Here is a 15,513-nt window from a genome sequence, read left to right on the forward strand (position 1 = left end):
CTCTTTATAACCAAAACAAACTGGAGGGATATGACATGATTAAAAAACTATTTAGCTTTTCCTTAATTTTTCTATTCGTTTTCTTAGCAGGCTGTGGAGAAACCGAAACAACCACATCATCTACGAATATAGAGAGTGATAGCGGAAATGCAGTTAAAAAGGTTACGATTCAAATCGATGGAGCAGCTGTTCCATATTATGCCCCATTATATCTAGCGAAAGAAAAAGGTTATTTTAAAGAAGAAGGTCTAGAAGTTGAATTTATTTATGCTGCAGCGGCTGATATTGTAAAGAATGTGGCAGCAGGAAATGTTGAATTCGGGTTCCCTAATGGAGACTCTGTCATATCTGCTAGAGCTGAAAATATACCTGTTAATGTGGTTCATTCAACTTATCAGAATGGATTAGGGGCTACTATTTTTAAGGTTGATAGCGGCATAAATAAGCCTAGTGATTTAAAAGGTAAAACCATTGCTGTAACGAGTTATGGAAGTCCAAATTACATTCAATTGCAAGTCCTTTTAGAACAAAATGGATTAAGTTTAGATGATGTAAATGTAAAAATTGTAGGAACAGGGTCAATTGTCAATTCTCTAGTAGTAGATGAAGTTGATGCAATCACTTTTTCATTATTAAGAACGATTGAGATGAAAAACCAAGGCATAAATGTAGATGAATTTCGTTCTGATGAATTCTTGCCATCTCATGGAAATGTCTTAATAACAAGTGAAGATTATCTGAAAAACAATGAAGATACTGTAAAAGCTTTTATAAAAGCTTTAAATCAAGGGCTTACTGATATGATCGAAGGAGATGTTGAAGAAACAGTTAAGATGGCTATTAATGAATATTCTCCTACATTTAAAGATAAAGAGGAGGTTGTTATTGATTCTATAAATAATGTATTTATCCCTTATTTATGGCAAAGCGAATTAACTAAAAGTGAAGGCCTTGGAACGTCTGATATTGAAAAATGGCAAGGTGCTATCGACTCGTTAAAGAAATATGAGGTAATTAATAAGGAATTAAAAGCGGAAGATTTCGTTGTTAACTTGAAATAATCCAGGAGGTTGAGATGAAAAAAATCATAAAAAAAACGAGTCTTATATTATCCGTGTTTATTCTTTTTATAGGATGTTGGGTAACTTATGTTACCCTCTTCAACATCCCAAGTCACATATTACCCTCTCCATTACAATTCTTTTCTGATCTTATTACCAATTTGAAGCAGGGGAATTTACAAGAACATATAGCTACCACGCTTATTGAAATTGCTGTAGGATCGGTAATTGGCATATTTTTTGGGCTGTTGACAGGATATTTTCTTGCTAAAAATCATTTCCTGGAACGGATTTTTACCCCTTACGTCATACTGATACAAACGATACCGAAAATATCAATTGCACCGTTGTTTTTGCTTTGGTTTGGATTAGGGGTGGAGTCGAAAATTGCGTTGGTGGTTTTAGTTGTTTTCTTTCCTATAATGGTAAACTTTGTTGTGGGAATAAGATCGGTTGATAAAAACATGCAAGACTTGCTTCAAATTTTACATGCCAATCGTTTCCAAAAATTTTTCTTTGTTGAGCTTTACTATTCAATGCCATCGTTACTCTCAGGTATAAAAGTGGCATCTACTTATGCCATAACTGGTGCTGTGATCGGTGAAATGATCGGGGCCAAATCAGGGTTAGGATTTCTCATCATTCTTGGAAGTGAAACCTATGATATTAGTTTAATTCTTACATCAGTTCTATTATTAAGCATAATTGGCTTAGTTCTTTATAAAATCATTGATTTAGTTGAGAAAAGATTCTTGCATTGGAGCAATCACTCTGAAATGGTATTTTAAGAATTAACTATTACTGGAGGGTAAAAGAATTTGGCCATTCATTTAACAGGAGTAACGGAAGCTGATATAGGGGAAGTGTGTTTATTAGTTGGTGATCCAGCTAGAGTAGAGTTACTTTCTAAAGATTGGAAAGATGTTAGGTTAGTTACAAACAGTCGAGAATTTAAGATGGTGAGCGGATATTGGAAAGGTAAAAAAGTATCTTGTTGTTCAACAGGAATAGGAGTTAGCTCTACTGAAATTGCAGTCATTGAATTACTTGAAAACGGGGCGAAATATTTGGTTCGAGTCGGAGGATGTGGTGCTTGGAAAAAGGATATCTTACCGGGTGAAGTTATTGTGAATTACGCAATGGCACGCGATTCGGGAACTTTATCCGCATATGGAAGGGATACATTTCCGGCTGTCGCAAACCCTATCTTAGTTCATAATATTCTAAAGACCCTATCTAGTCATCATATAAAGACTCACTTTGGAATTGGGTTAACAACGCAATCCTATTACCTGGGACAGGATCGAAAACCAAAGATCGATCACATTCTAGATACGAGTGGTGATATGTCTTATTGGAAAAAAAGGTCAATTTTAAATTGTGAAATGGAAACAGCAGCTATTTATATACTAGCATCAATATATGGTGCATTTGCTGCAAACTGTCTTGTGGTTCATGGAAATAGAATAAGTGATCAATGGATAGGAAATGACGAGTATCATGATATCCATCTAAACGTATCAAAGCTTGTTTTAGATGCATGTTTTCACACGATAAAACGATAAAAAGATTGTCGCTTCATATCTAAAGACGCTAAAAAATATATATGAAGAAAAGCAGACCTTACTATATATGTCTGCTTCTTTTATTTTTAAGTAACGGATTATCATCGTTGCAACAGACAAAAAACACCAATTCTTTTTGTCTAATAGAACAACCTTTTAAAAGGTACATTAAAAGAAGATAAAAAACATTGATAAGTAGGGGGAGTTAGATGAAAAAGTATTTGATTGTATTGTTCACTGTGTTTCTTTTATTGATGGTGGCTGCTTGTGGAAATAGTGAGAAGGTGGACTCAGAAAGTAATGGTCAAGATGATGGATCAGCGGAATTTGAAGAGGTAGAAATTACATTTAGTCATAATCAACCAATTGAAAGTCCCGAACATGTAGGGGCAGAGAAGTTTAAAGAGATTGTGGAAGAGAAAACGGGTGGAAAAGTGAAGGTTAATGTGTTCCCGGCTTCACAACTTGGAAGTTTGAGAGAACAGGTTGAAGGTACACAATTGGGAGAAATCAACATAACGATGCAACCTACAGCGGTTGTCACACCATTTGTTGATGACATTAAAGTAATTGATCTACCTTATTTATGGCCACCTAGTAATGAACAAACCTATAAAGTTCTGGATGGTGAAGTTGGACAAGAATTGTTAGGAACTTTAGAGAAAGGTGGTTTTAAAGGACTTGGTTATTGGCCAGGAGGGTTCAAATTATTTACAACAGGAGATAAGGAGGTTCATAAACCTGAAGATTTCAAAGGTATGACAATGCGTGTTATGGAATCTCCTTTATTAATAGAGCAATATAAAACATGGAGTGCGACAGCTATTCCAGTACCATATGCCGAAGTTTATAATTCTCTTCAACAAGGTGTTGTTGATGGTCAAGAGAATCCTTTACAAACCATTTTCCTCAATAACTATCATGAAGTACAAAAAAATGTGATAGATAGCTATCATGGTACGATGACATATGTTTTAATGGCAAATCAAGATTGGTTTAATGGTTTATCTGAAGATTTGCAGAATGTTCTTTTAGAGGCTGAAGTAGAAGGTCATACCGCAGCTCGACAAGCTTTAGCAGAGGTTGAAGATGAGTATCGTCAGAAAATAATTGATTCAGGCATTAACTACTATAAGCTTACTGACGAAGAAATTGAAGCCTTCCGTAGTGTTTCACGTGAAATGCATAAAGAAGTTTATAACAAACCTGATCAATTAGAGATGCTTGATAAGCTATATAAGGCGATTGGTGAAGCAGGAAGTAATTAAGTGAAGTACCTTAAAAACAAGGAATTTGACAACAATGTTGTTGTTTATTCCTTGTTTTACTTTTAAAGCGAGGTCCTTAGATAATTTCAAAAACGAGGAGGCTATAGGGAATTATGAGAATCATGAAACGCTTTGAAGAAGGATTAATAGGGATGGGAATTATCGTAGCCACATTTGTTTTATTTGTTAATATTGTTCTTCGTTACTTTTTTCAAGCTAATACAACGTGGGCTGAGGAATTTATTCGTTATGTCATGATATGGATCACCTTTATTGGGGCAAGTGTATGTTTTAGTCGCGGGTTACATGTGGGGATTGATTTTTTTCTTGAATATCTCTCATCAAGATGGAAGCTGTTATTTGGAATATTTGTAAATATTGTTTCAATTATTTTTATGATCTTTCTCCTGTTCTATGGTATAGAACTTGTTAAATTTAGTGTGAATTCTGGTCAGATAACACCTTCGTTACAAATAAAAATGTATTGGATCTATCTTGGAATACCTGTTGGAGCTACTTTATCAATCATTCATTTACTAGTAAATACTTTCTCGCGGATAAAAGATTTTATGTATCAAAGTCAATCTATGCAAACAGAGGAGAATCAAAAATGATCATACTTTTAATGGTTTTAATTTTCTTCTTTTTATTTACCAGTACACCTATATTTGTTGCAATGGGGATTGCTTCTTTTTTAACAGTTATATTCTTAACTGATATCAATCCTATGATTTTAATTCAACGATTGTTTGGAGGTATCGATCAATTTGCATTAATGGCTTTGCCCTTCTTTATTTTAGCGGCAAATATTATGGAAGTTGGAGGTCTATCGAGTAGAATTTTGCGCTGGTCTCGTGCACTGGTCGGACATATTACTGGAGGAGTAGCTATGACAACTCAAGTATCAAGTATGTTCTTCGGTGCTTTATCGGGTTCGAGTCCTGCAACAGTGGTTGCGATAGGGAAGATTATGTACCCTGAGATGATTCGAGGAAAATATGATAAATGGTTCTCAGCTGGGTTGTTAGCTTCTGCAGGTTCCGTATCACTAATTATTCCTCCTAGTATTACATTAATTATTTATGGATCAGTAACAGGAGTATCTGTCGGGTCATTGTTCATTGCAGGAATTGGGGCTGGTATTATTTATGGGATATCTTCGATGATTTATATTTACTTATATGCTAGGAAGCATCATTTACCAAAAGATCCTAAGGCAAGTAAGGGGGAATTATGGGGTGCAACTAAAAAGGCAGCATGGGCCTTATTAATTCCAGTTATTATCCTTGGTGGAATATATTCTGGAATTTTTACACCCACTGAGGCCGGAGGAGTTTCAGCAGTATATGCATTAATTATTAGCTTTTTTGTATATAAAGAAATGAATCTTAAAAAATTTTATAAAGTGTGTGTAGATTCTGCTGTATTAACAGCACAAGTGCTAGTTTTAGTTTCTGCTGCTCAAGTACTTGGTTGGATGCTTACAAGAGGACAGGTTCCACAAGCAATTGCAACTTGGATTACAACAAATGTAGATACAGCTTTTGTGTTTTTAATCATATTAAATATTGTCTTACTCATTTTAGGGATGTTTATGGAAGGGGTAGCTGCCATTATTATTGTTGCACCATTAATTTATCCAACTGCTTTGGCGATGGGGATTGATCCTGTTCACTTAGGAGTAATCATGATATCCAATCTTGCTATTGGAATGTATACACCTCCGTTTGGTATTAACATATTTGTTACACAAGGAATCACAAATATGAAAATGGGGGAAATGATGCCAGGCATTTTAAGATTTTTTGTTTGTAATGTTATAGCATTAATTATTATTACATACATACCTGATGCTTCATTGTTTTTATTAAAAATAATTGGGTAGGATATCAACCTGTTTTATTGATTCTTTGTCTGATGAGACAGTTAATTCTTAATTTTGTTAGCTTAATAGACGAAGATATCACCTTTATTTTTATTATATCTTAGGAATATAAGAAGTGTGGGAATAAAATGAGGTGATTTTTTGAATAATGAACGAATTGGAAAATTATTAGATGAATTTAATACCTTTGGATATACAGAAAATGGAATGCATAGAATCACTTATACAAAGGAAGAGAAACTGGCAAAAGAATTCTTCAAGAAAAAATCTGAAGAATTAGGCATGGATGTTAGATTTGATTCAGTTGGAAATGTCATTGCCCGTCGGGAAGGGATAGATCATTCCCTTCCTGCTATAGCGGTAGGCTCACATATAGATACTGTTTATAATGGTGGAAAATATGATGGGTTAATAGGAGTGATTGCTGGGTTAGAAATTATAGAAATGTTGGAAGAGGAAGGGATCCAGACATTCCATCCAATTGAAGTGATTGCTTTTACTTGTGAAGAATCTTCACGGTTTAATTTCTCAACACTTGGAAGTAAAGCGATGACGGGTGACCTCAAACAATCAGACATTACACAATTGAAGGATCGAGATAATATTTCACTACAAGAAGCACTTAAAAGGCAAAACCTTGAATTAGAAAATATCCATTTAGCAAAAAGAGAGGAAAAAGAGATAAAAGCATTTTTTGAGCTTCATATTGAACAAGGAAATAGATTAATAGAGAATAACAAAACGGTTGGTATTGTAGATGGAATTGCAGCTCCATTAAGAGTGTCTTTAACAATTGAAGGAAAAAGTGCTCATTCTGGTACAACTAGTATGGAAAAGCGACAGGATGCATTGTTAGCTGCAGCAGAATTAGCTTTAGAAGTAGAAAAAGCGGCAGTTGTTGAAAGAAAACAAAGCACAGTTGCGACAGTTGGGGTTATGGATGTACTTCCAGGTGCGATAAATATTGTACCTGGGCTAGTCAATCTTAAGATCGATATTAGGAGTACAGATGTCAATTCAAGAAATCGAGTCTGGAAGAAAGTATCTGATAAGGTTGAACAATTAGAAAAACACCGTAATGTAAAGGTTGTAATTGAATGGAAAAGTGAAGAAGTACCTGTCATGATGGATAAAACAATCGTACATTCTCTCTCAGAATTATGTGAAAACATGAATATAGAATATATGACAATGCCAAGTGGTGCTGGACATGATTCTATGAATATGTCAAAGCGTTGGCCAACTGGATTAATCTTTATTCCTTCATTAGATGGGTTGAGTCACCACCCAGAAGAATTCACAAAGTTAGAGGATATTTCAACAGGTATTAAATTATTAAAGGAAGTAGTGTTATCATACGCAATGCAATGCTCAAAAAAGGAGAAGAAATTATGAAAGCACATCAGGTGAAAATCCTCATAAATAAGCAAGTAAGTGACCGCTACTATCTTTTAAAAGTGGATATTAGTTCAATAGAAGAAAAAATAGAACCAGGGCAGTTTTTTAATCTTCGATGTAGTGATCAGTTGTATCCTTTTTTACGCCGGCCAATTAGTGTTTACAAAATTAATCGATATAATCAAACACTTGAATTTCTTTATTTAGTTAAAGGACTAGGTACTAAGAAGTTGGCACAATTAAAAGAAGGTCAAATATTAGATATGTTTGGTCCACTTGGACAAGGTTTTCACCTTCAGGATGAATATGATACGATCCTCCTTTTAGCAAGGGGGTTGGCATAGCAACATTGGCAGCGTTAGCACAAAAAGCAAGTGAGGATAATAGGAAAGTAATAGGAATCTTAAGTGCTCGTAGTCAGAATGATTTATTATCAGCAGATTATTTATCTGATATGGGAGTAGAGATTCACAAGGTAACAGATGAAGAAGGCACAAGTGACATAAACAGTGTTAGATATTTAATAGAAGAGATTCTTCAAGAATATCACATAAAAGCATTGTATACATGTGGTTCGAAAAGATTATCTAGATTGATGCAAGAAGTAGCTAGGCGAGAACAACTCCCTGGTGAAATTGCTTTAGAAGAACATATGGGATGTGCAATGGGAGTATGTTTTGCTTGTGTGTGTGATCTTAATGATGGCTCAACCACAAAAAGTGTAAGAGTGTGCGTGGATGGACCGGTATTTCCTCTCGAACAGGTGGTCATATCATGAAAAAATTAGCTGTAGATATAGGTGGTCTTATTCTCCAAAATCCAATTATGCCTGCCTCTGGAGCATTTGGTCCTGAAATGAATTCGGTCATTGATTTTAATAGATTAGGTGCAGTTATACCGAAAAGCATTACATTATCACCAAGAGCGGGTAATGCAACACCCCGTGTTTGTGAAACTCCAGCAGGCATGATCAATTCTATCGGAATTCAAAGTAAAGGAATTAACTATTATATGGAAAATGTTGTTCCTTTCTTTGCTCAATATCAATCCCCTCTTATTTCAAGTTTATCAGCAGAATCTGTAGAAGAATTTGGTCAAATTGCAGATATTGTTGCGAAAAATCCTAATGTATCAGCTCTTGAGTTAAATATATCTTGCCCCAACTTAAAAGGAAATGGGTTGGCCTTTGGAATGGATGCAGATTTAACCTATCAATTAGTAAGGAAAGTTCGAGACGTAACGGATAAACCGGTTATAACAAAGCTCTCACCTAATGTAACGAGTATTCAAGAAATTGCAATTGCAGCTCAAGAGGGTGGAAGTAATGCCTTAACTGTTGCAAATACTTTGTTAGCAATGTCAATTGATGTTGAAACTAGAAAGCCTCGGATCGGCAATATTATGGGTGGATTATCTGGCCCTGCTACAAAGCCTGTGGCAATAAGACTTATTTATCAGGTTAAAAAAGTTGTAACTATCCCGATTATAGGATGTGGTGGCGTTATGACTAGTGATGATGCTATTGAAATGATTCTAGCTGGGGCAACAGCAGTACAAGTTGGAACTGCAAGTTTTATTCACCCACATGCAATGGTAGACATTGTTAAGGGAATTCAGACCTATATGGAACACCATAACATAAGTGATATTAATGAGTTAATAGGATCTGTTATCATCGACTAAAAGTTAGGAGAGTAAACCATGTCTTTCGACTTACTTATTAAAAATGGAATCATAGTTAAATCCGATGAATTAGTAGAGGGAAATGTATATATAAAAAATGAGAAAATTGCAGCGATAACAAGTGAAGAGCTTTTAGGAGAAATAAAGGAAACCATTGATGCGGAGGGAAAACTGGTTTTCCCGGGTTTTATTGATACACATGTACACTCCAGAGATCCAGGAGCTACTTATAAAGAAGATTTTCGCTTTTCAACTCAAGCGGCTGCTGTTGGTGGAGTGACGACAATTTTTGAAATGCCGAATACGAACCCACCTATAAATAATGTGGAAAATTTCAATAAACAGACTGAAAATCTAAAAAGTAAAGCTTTTGTTGATTACGGAATTTGGGCAATCTGTCTAGGACATCTTAATCTATCGGAATATAAGAAACTTCATGAATCTGGAGTAATAGGTTTTAAGTTTTTTTGGGGATATGCCGTTCATTCTGAGACATTTCAATTAATATATAACTATAATCCAGATGATAGAGATGTTATCCCTCCTTTTACGGATGGAAAAGTATTTGAAATGTTTGAAGAAGTCGCTAAAACTGGACAGATATTTGCCATACATGCAGAAAATAATGACTTAATTCATACGTTAACAAAAAAGATTGAGAAAAGAGAAGGTCGTTCGTATCAAGATTTGCTTGAAGGGCGTCCGAATTTAGCTGAGGAATTAACAATTCAATCAGGAATTGCAATGGCAAAAAAAACAGGTGCAAGACTTCATATTTTACATATTAGTACGAAAGAAGGGGTTAAGCTAATTCGCGAAGCGCAAAAACAAGGATATCCAATAACAGGTGAGACTTGTCCTCATTATTTGTTTCTCTCAGATGAAGACTACGAAAAAGTAGGTCCACAAATGAAGGTATATCCTCCAATTAAATATAAAGAGGACCAAGATGCATTGTGGCAAGGAATAAAGGATGGAACGATCTCACTCGTATGCTCCGACCATGCACCACATACTGAGGAAGAGAAAGATGGTGATTTATGGTCTATTCCAGCAGGGATGTGTGGAGTAGAAACATTAGTACCTCTTATGTTGAATGCTGCTAACAAAGGAATGATATCTATTCATGATGTTGTGAGATTACTAGCTGAAGGTCCAGCAAAGTTATTTAATATCTATCCGACTAAAGGTGCCATAAAAGTTGGGACTGATGCAGATCTAACAATTGTTGACATGGAAAAGGAATTTACTATAAAAAAGAAAGATCTACATAGTAAGAGTAAAATCACTGCTTTTAATGGTTACAAGGTAAAAGGAGCACCTGTATATACAATAATAAGAGGTAGTATCGTGATGGAGAAAGGTGAGATCCTCGGGCAACCGGCTGGAACATTAGTTACTCCAAACCAACCGTCAACTTAAAAAAGTAGGCGGTTTAATTAACGGGATTTGAAAGCGTTTAATCGCACTTGTTAAAACAAGGCTGTTTTCGCCAAGATTTTTATCTGTCTGATATACAAAGAATTTGCATATCAAGCTAAAAACTTTACAAAAAAGATATATTATCATATAGTTAGTTAGGGATACTAACTATTAAGGAGGCCAGCATGAACTTATTCTCAATCATCTACCGTTTTAATAAGTTGTATGTACTTCGTCTTCAAGAGATTTGTTCAGCAAATGGCATTACAGCCGTACAATGGCTTGTGTTGCAGCATGTCTATAAAAATGAAGGATGTACTAGTATGGATATCGTCAAAGAATGGTCAGTTGAAAAACCAACTGTGTCTTCATTAGTCCGTAAATTAAACGAACAGGGTTTACTAGAATTCACAAGTGGTGAAGATAAACGACAAAAGTACTTATCACTATCTGACGAAGGACATACTCTATGCCAAAAAGTATCAGAAAAAGTGATGCAGCTTCAATCATTCGTCACAGAGCCGTTCCCGGATGAAATGATCAAAGAATGGACAAAACAGGTAATGGTGTTGGAGGAGCGATTAAAGAAATATGAAGGATAAGATATGGTCAAGAAATTTTATTGTGATCTCATTAATTAATTTTTTATCAATTTTAATGTTTTACTTATTAATCGTAACAATTGCCAGCTATGCTATCGAAACCTATCACGTATCAACTAGTATTGCCGGTCTGGTTTCAAGTATTTATGTAATTGGAGCATTGGTGGGAAGGCTCTTTACAGGGCGATTCATCGGCAAATTAGGTCCGTCAAAAATATTGACGATGGGTGTTGTATTATTTTTCATTAGTGCATGTTTGTACTTTATTGAAATCAATATTGGATTTTTATTATTTAACCGTTTTATACAGGGGATTTTTGTTGGAATAATAGGAACGGCCGCAGGAACAATTATAGCCTCGATCCTCCCTGCCTCCAGAAAAGGGGAAGGAATTGGATATTACAGTTTAAGTGTTATTCTCGCAACAGCAATTGGACCGTTTATCGGAATATTTTTAATGAAATTCCAGAATGGGAATACGTATATTTTTGGATTTAATGTATTATTATCAGTTATTATGATTCTTGCATTAGCTTTTATGAAATTAGATTCATCCATGTTTCGTACTGGTGAACAGAATGAAACAAACGAATCATTTATTGCAAAATTCATGGAACCTAAGTCGATACCAATTTCATTTATTGCCTTATTAATAGGCTTTGCTTATTCAGGAGTTATGTCATTTTTATCTTTCTTTGCAGAAGAAATCCATTTAGTTGATGCAGCAAGCTTTTTCTTCATCGTATATGCCGTAGCGACGATTTTAACACGTCCTTTTACCGGACGTTTAATGGATCGAAAAGGGCCTAATATCATTGTCTATCCTTGTATCGTGCTATTTGCCGTTGGTATGTATATGTTTAGTGATGCCAGCAGCAGTTGGATGCTGTTAGTTGCTGCTGCTTTAATCGGTCTTGGTTTCGGTAACTTTAATTCTATTGCACAAACGATTGCGGTAAAAGTAACAGAGCCCCATCGTTTCGGATTTGCGACATCAACATACTTTATTTTTTATGATATTGGTCTGGGGCTAGGACCATATTTATTAGGGTTATTCATTCCTTTTGTCGGGTATCGCGCCATTTTTCTATGGATGCTGCCGGTTATTTTGGTATGTATTCCCCTTTATTATGTATTACATGGGCGAAAAGCGAAATTGTATATTTAATGTAATAAAAATAGGAATTCAACGGATGATTGTTCATTATGAACAGTCATCTTTTTTATATGATCAAAAAATATATAAATTTTATGAATGATAAGTATAAGAAAAGACATCGACTTCCGCCATTCTTGGCGGTAAGTCGTGTTTTTCTAATTTAAATGAAACTTTTAACAGGTAAAATTCGTATGACAGGAAGTGGAAAATTTTATGTGAATGGAGAAGCCCATGAATAACATAATTGAACAACTAATCCCTTTTTTACCTTCTAAAGCTATTTCTAGAGTATCAGAATATGAAGAAATGACTTTTGACATCATGGATGAAAAAACTGACGAAGAGATTGGATCTTATACAGTTAATGAAGAGGGGGAGCTTGTGAGCTTTTCTCTTTTTGATGAAACAACACAAGGCGATGTCGTAAAGGATGAAATTGCAGCTATTGCTGACAAGTTTCTTAAAACCTTTCATCCAACAAAGAAAGAGTACGAGCTTTCAGCAATTTTGGATTTAGATAATCCATACATGGTTGTCTATGAAAAAAGAGATGAAACCTATGGATTGTTTTTGCATAGTATGGGATTCGTTGTTTCCGTATCAACAGCTGGACAAGTAACCCAATTTCACTTTACAGAGGAAGAGTACGAGATTCAAAACGATGATCATGTCATAACAAAAGAAGAAGCATTAAAGCAATATATAAATCAGCTGGACTTTGCCCTAACCATTGAACAGTATGATCATGAAGTGTATAAAAATGGTGATTCCCAATACCATCTATCATACAGTTTAATTGAGCATATCACAGATGTACCAGTTGATGGGACTGAACCATTTAGTATTCGTGAGGAGAATAAAGGTGAGTGTAAAATCCCTTTACAGGATCCTCCGAATAAGAGTGTATATGAGTTAGTGGGAATCACATCTGAATATAGACTTTTAGATCGTTTAATAGAAGAAGGAAAGAAAACAGAGGTATGGACAAAAAATAAGTTACTTGATTCTGAATCTTTCGAGATGGATGAGCCTGAAAATCATGTTGTAAAGCTTAAATTTGACGAACAAACAGAACGTCTACTTGGTGTGATCAGTGGGGAAGAATCTGAAAATGATGGAGAAGAAATCAGCTTAGAGGATGCCAAGAAAAACGCAATAGATTTCATGTTTAAACTATTTCCTGATGCGAATGAGAGGTTTTATTTAGAAGTTCTTGAGGAATTCGATGATGAAGAGGAGTTTGAAAATAACGAAATGGATGATGAATTTGAAGGCGAATATGATCTAGACGATGAATTTGACATAGAAGACGAAGACGATGATGTAGATGAGGAGGAATATATCGAACATGAACAAACCTTCACATTCTATTTCCATCTTTATCATCAGGGCATTAGGGTAGATCAGCATGTATCCACCTTGGACGTAGGTAAATTCACCGGAAAAATCACAAACTTTGACTTGGATATTCCAGCTCCAGAGTTATACACACATCTTCTAACAAGCCCAAAGATATCATATGATGAAGCAAAGGAAATTTATAAAAATCAACTTGAAATGGAGCTGGTCTTTACTCGTGAGTATGATGAAAATGAAAAAGCGATTTATAAGCTAAGCTATTCACCGTCATTCCCGGCAACGGTTGGCCACGTAAGAGCCATTGATGCAATGACAGGAGAAGCTATGTTTGTGGATGTTGGTGATGCGACATTTTTGTAGGGGCAAATTACTATTATTATAGCCTAATATAAAGGGGACAATGATGAAAAAAGATCTTCAATTTTCACATTTAATAAATGATGGAAGCAAGCCTTTTTCAGGTTGGGATTTTTCATATATTACAGATACAGACCGTGTGAAAAGTGATTTACTTTCATGGTCTTATGGAAGTATGGCAAAGCAACTAATTGGCTCTGCCAGCTCAATGCTGGATATGGGGACTGGTGGAGGCGAATTTTTATCTAAGCTAAGACCATTTCCTAAAGCTATTTTCGCAACAGAAGGTTACAAGCCTAATGTAGAAATTGCAAAAAAACGTTTAGAGCCTTTAGGGGTTAAGGTGGAAGCTATTGAAGGTGATCACAATCTGCCCTTTAATGACCATCAATTCGATTTGATTTTAAATAAACATGAATTATATTCTCCTAAAGAGGTCAGAAGAATGATGAAGGTAAATGGGGTGTTTTTAACACAGCAAGTTGGTGGAACTGATTGTTGGGGAATTAACAAAGCATTAGAGGCACCTTACAACTATGAGTTTGAAAACTGGAATGTAACGACTGCAAAGGAAGAGCTTGAGAACAGTGGATTTGAAGTGTTAATTAGTAAAGAGGAGTACCCGATCCAGCGTTTTTATGATGTTGGAGCACTTGTTTATTACTTAAAGGCGATATCCTGGCAAATACCGGATTTTGACGTATTAAAATATGAAAAGAAATTATTAGATATTCACAAGTCTATTCAAACAAACGGTTTCTTTGATGTAAAACAGCATCGTTTTGTATTAAAAGCTAAAGCTATATAAGTTTTGTAAAGAAGGTGTTTTATATGCATCCAACACAAAGCGTACTTTCAACCTGGGAGAAGTTTCATGATTTTCCGATGGAAACATTAACGAAAGTTTGGTATAACGCCAAAGGATATGAGAAGAAGCAGCGGGATGTATCTCTTATGAGGGAACATCGCCAAGCATATGGCATAACTGGTAATTGCTTTGATTTGGCACTTTGGCTACTGGATGAATTTAAAAGAGATGGGATTGAAGCTTACCCAATTGCTCATGACCTCCATTCCGAACATGCACATGTGGCTGTTATCGCAGTCAATGAGCATGGTAACCGATATCTCTGTGATCTAGGTGACCAATGGCTGTGTCCTATTCTCATTGATAAGAATAGTCCGGATTATACGGATGAAAAAGTGGAAGGTTTTTTTCCCGCTGCGAAGGTACAAGTTCAAGAGAAACACCATCAATTGCAGATCCATTACCATCGACCAAATGGCAAAGTATCATCACAAATGTTTCAAACAGAGCCAATAGATTTACATGACTTTTTAAGAGCAGCTGAATATTGTCAAAACCTCATCCACCCTAATCCATTGCTGGAATGTAGAATACCTTTTAAATCTGAAACAGCACATTGGGAATTTTACAACTGGGAAAGCTTTTTAAGTACAAGTGAAGGCATAGTAGAAGAGCCTAAATTAATAGGGATTGAAGAGTGGGTAGAAAAAATTCATCAAAAGACTGGATATCATAAGGGTTTTTTGTTCGAGGCATTGACTCTTTATATGGATATTCAAGTAAGGGCTAAAGATTAAATAGTCATCTTTAACTTAAAATTAATTCTTTCTATGTTTGTATTAAGTAGATTGACTTCAACAAAAACTTTGGTCTGATTGGAGCAGAAGGTGTGATACTCCTGTGGGAGCTACGGGATTGGTGAGATCCCACAGGCGCTTGCGCCGAG

16 protein-coding genes are annotated in these 15,513 nt (G+C 35.4%); all 16 read left to right on the forward strand.

Going from position 1 to position 15,513, the window contains the following annotated elements:
• Positions 1-35: 35 nt before the first annotated feature.
• Entirely contained in the window at positions 36-1,061 is a 1,026-nt protein-coding gene (locus AC0L8O_RS01430) for an ABC transporter substrate-binding protein (RefSeq protein WP_264144096.1), read from the forward strand.
• Positions 1,062-1,075: 14 nt separating this feature from the next.
• Entirely contained in the window at positions 1,076-1,849 is a 774-nt protein-coding gene (locus AC0L8O_RS01435) for an ABC transporter permease (RefSeq protein ID WP_473446300.1), read from the forward strand.
• A gap of 30 nt (positions 1,850-1,879) precedes the next feature.
• Positions 1,880-2,626 (forward strand): nucleoside phosphorylase, encoded by a 747-nt coding sequence (locus AC0L8O_RS01440; RefSeq protein WP_264144094.1) that lies wholly within the window; start codon positions 1,880-1,882, stop codon positions 2,624-2,626.
• A gap of 209 nt (positions 2,627-2,835) precedes the next feature.
• A complete protein-coding gene (locus AC0L8O_RS01445) occupies positions 2,836-3,894 on the forward strand; it encodes a TRAP transporter substrate-binding protein (RefSeq protein ID WP_473446301.1) in 1,059 nt (352 codons plus the stop codon).
• A 113-nt stretch (positions 3,895-4,007) separates the two neighbouring features.
• The gene (locus AC0L8O_RS01450) at positions 4,008-4,508 is read left to right on the forward strand and encodes a TRAP transporter small permease (protein WP_264144092.1); all 501 of its coding nucleotides are present in this window, start codon (positions 4,008-4,010) and stop codon (positions 4,506-4,508) included.
• Complete coding sequence (locus AC0L8O_RS01455; RefSeq protein ID WP_473446302.1) at positions 4,505-5,779, forward strand: TRAP transporter large permease; 1,275 nt, start codon at positions 4,505-4,507, stop codon at positions 5,777-5,779. The genes AC0L8O_RS01450 and AC0L8O_RS01455 overlap by 4 nt, the downstream gene beginning before the upstream one ends.
• A 141-nt stretch (positions 5,780-5,920) precedes the next feature.
• The gene (locus AC0L8O_RS01460; protein ID WP_264144090.1) at positions 5,921-7,174 is read left to right on the forward strand and encodes a M20 family metallo-hydrolase; all 1,254 of its coding nucleotides are present in this window, start codon (positions 5,921-5,923) and stop codon (positions 7,172-7,174) included.
• A complete protein-coding gene (locus tag AC0L8O_RS01465; protein WP_473446303.1) occupies positions 7,171-7,521 on the forward strand; it encodes a ferredoxin reductase domain-containing protein in 351 nt (116 codons plus the stop codon). The genes AC0L8O_RS01460 and AC0L8O_RS01465 overlap by 4 nt, the downstream gene beginning before the upstream one ends.
• A gap of 5 nt (positions 7,522-7,526) precedes the next feature.
• Positions 7,527-7,955, forward strand: coding sequence for an iron-sulfur cluster-binding protein (locus AC0L8O_RS01470; RefSeq protein ID WP_473446304.1), 429 nt, complete (start codon positions 7,527-7,529; stop codon positions 7,953-7,955).
• Entirely contained in the window at positions 7,952-8,860 is a 909-nt protein-coding gene (locus AC0L8O_RS01475; RefSeq protein WP_264144088.1) for a dihydroorotate dehydrogenase, read from the forward strand. The genes AC0L8O_RS01470 and AC0L8O_RS01475 overlap by 4 nt, the downstream gene beginning before the upstream one ends.
• A gap of 18 nt (positions 8,861-8,878) precedes the next feature.
• A complete protein-coding gene (gene allB, locus AC0L8O_RS01480) occupies positions 8,879-10,282 on the forward strand; it encodes an allantoinase AllB (protein ID WP_473446306.1) in 1,404 nt (467 codons plus the stop codon).
• A gap of 185 nt (positions 10,283-10,467) precedes the next feature.
• Positions 10,468-10,884 carry a MarR family winged helix-turn-helix transcriptional regulator gene (locus AC0L8O_RS01485; protein WP_473446307.1) on the forward strand — a complete coding sequence of 139 codons (417 nt, stop codon included), beginning with the start codon at positions 10,468-10,470 and terminating at the stop codon, positions 10,882-10,884.
• A complete protein-coding gene (locus tag AC0L8O_RS01490; RefSeq protein ID WP_473446308.1) occupies positions 10,874-12,052 on the forward strand; it encodes an MFS transporter in 1,179 nt (392 codons plus the stop codon). Before AC0L8O_RS01485 ends, AC0L8O_RS01490 begins: the two co-directional genes overlap by 11 nt.
• Before the next feature lie 222 nt (positions 12,053-12,274).
• Positions 12,275-13,762 (forward strand): YcdB/YcdC domain-containing protein, encoded by a 1,488-nt coding sequence (locus tag AC0L8O_RS01495; RefSeq protein WP_473446309.1) that lies wholly within the window; start codon positions 12,275-12,277, stop codon positions 13,760-13,762.
• 43 nt (positions 13,763-13,805) lie between these two features.
• Positions 13,806-14,567, forward strand: a complete 762-nt coding sequence (locus tag AC0L8O_RS01500; protein ID WP_473448573.1) for a class I SAM-dependent methyltransferase — start codon at positions 13,806-13,808, stop codon at positions 14,565-14,567.
• Between the two features lie 23 nt (positions 14,568-14,590).
• Positions 14,591-15,364: a hypothetical protein gene (locus AC0L8O_RS01505; RefSeq protein WP_473446310.1), complete on the forward strand. Its 774-nt coding sequence runs from the start codon at positions 14,591-14,593 to the stop codon at positions 15,362-15,364.
• The last annotated feature ends 149 nt before the right edge of the window (positions 15,365-15,513 follow it).

It is taken from the genome of Metabacillus sp. KJ11-3 (assembly GCF_055808295.1).

Bases quoted from the DNA above. Each gene is read 5' to 3' on its own strand.
- AC0L8O_RS01465 (WP_473446303.1), top strand. From the start codon at position 7,171: ATGAAAGCACATCAGGTGAAAATCCTCATAAATAAGCAAGTAAGTGAC.
- AC0L8O_RS01450 (WP_264144092.1), top strand. From the start codon at position 4,008: ATGAGAATCATGAAACGCTTTGAAGAAGGATTAATAGGGATGGGAATT.
- AC0L8O_RS01455 (WP_473446302.1), top strand. From the start codon at position 4,505: ATGATCATACTTTTAATGGTTTTAATTTTCTTCTTTTTATTTACCAGT.
- AC0L8O_RS01430 (WP_264144096.1), top strand. From the start codon at position 36: ATGATTAAAAAACTATTTAGCTTTTCCTTAATTTTTCTATTCGTTTTC.
- AC0L8O_RS01500 (WP_473448573.1), top strand. From the start codon at position 13,806: ATGAAAAAAGATCTTCAATTTTCACATTTAATAAATGATGGAAGCAAG.
- AC0L8O_RS01505 (WP_473446310.1), top strand. From the start codon at position 14,591: ATGCATCCAACACAAAGCGTACTTTCAACCTGGGAGAAGTTTCATGAT.
- AC0L8O_RS01485 (WP_473446307.1), top strand. From the start codon at position 10,468: ATGAACTTATTCTCAATCATCTACCGTTTTAATAAGTTGTATGTACTT.
- allB (WP_473446306.1), top strand. From the start codon at position 8,879: ATGTCTTTCGACTTACTTATTAAAAATGGAATCATAGTTAAATCCGAT.
- AC0L8O_RS01495 (WP_473446309.1), top strand. From the start codon at position 12,275: ATGAATAACATAATTGAACAACTAATCCCTTTTTTACCTTCTAAAGCT.
- AC0L8O_RS01445 (WP_473446301.1), top strand. From the start codon at position 2,836: ATGAAAAAGTATTTGATTGTATTGTTCACTGTGTTTCTTTTATTGATG.
- AC0L8O_RS01490 (WP_473446308.1), top strand. From the start codon at position 10,874: ATGAAGGATAAGATATGGTCAAGAAATTTTATTGTGATCTCATTAATT.
- AC0L8O_RS01435 (WP_473446300.1), top strand. From the start codon at position 1,076: ATGAAAAAAATCATAAAAAAAACGAGTCTTATATTATCCGTGTTTATT.
- AC0L8O_RS01475 (WP_264144088.1), top strand. From the start codon at position 7,952: ATGAAAAAATTAGCTGTAGATATAGGTGGTCTTATTCTCCAAAATCCA.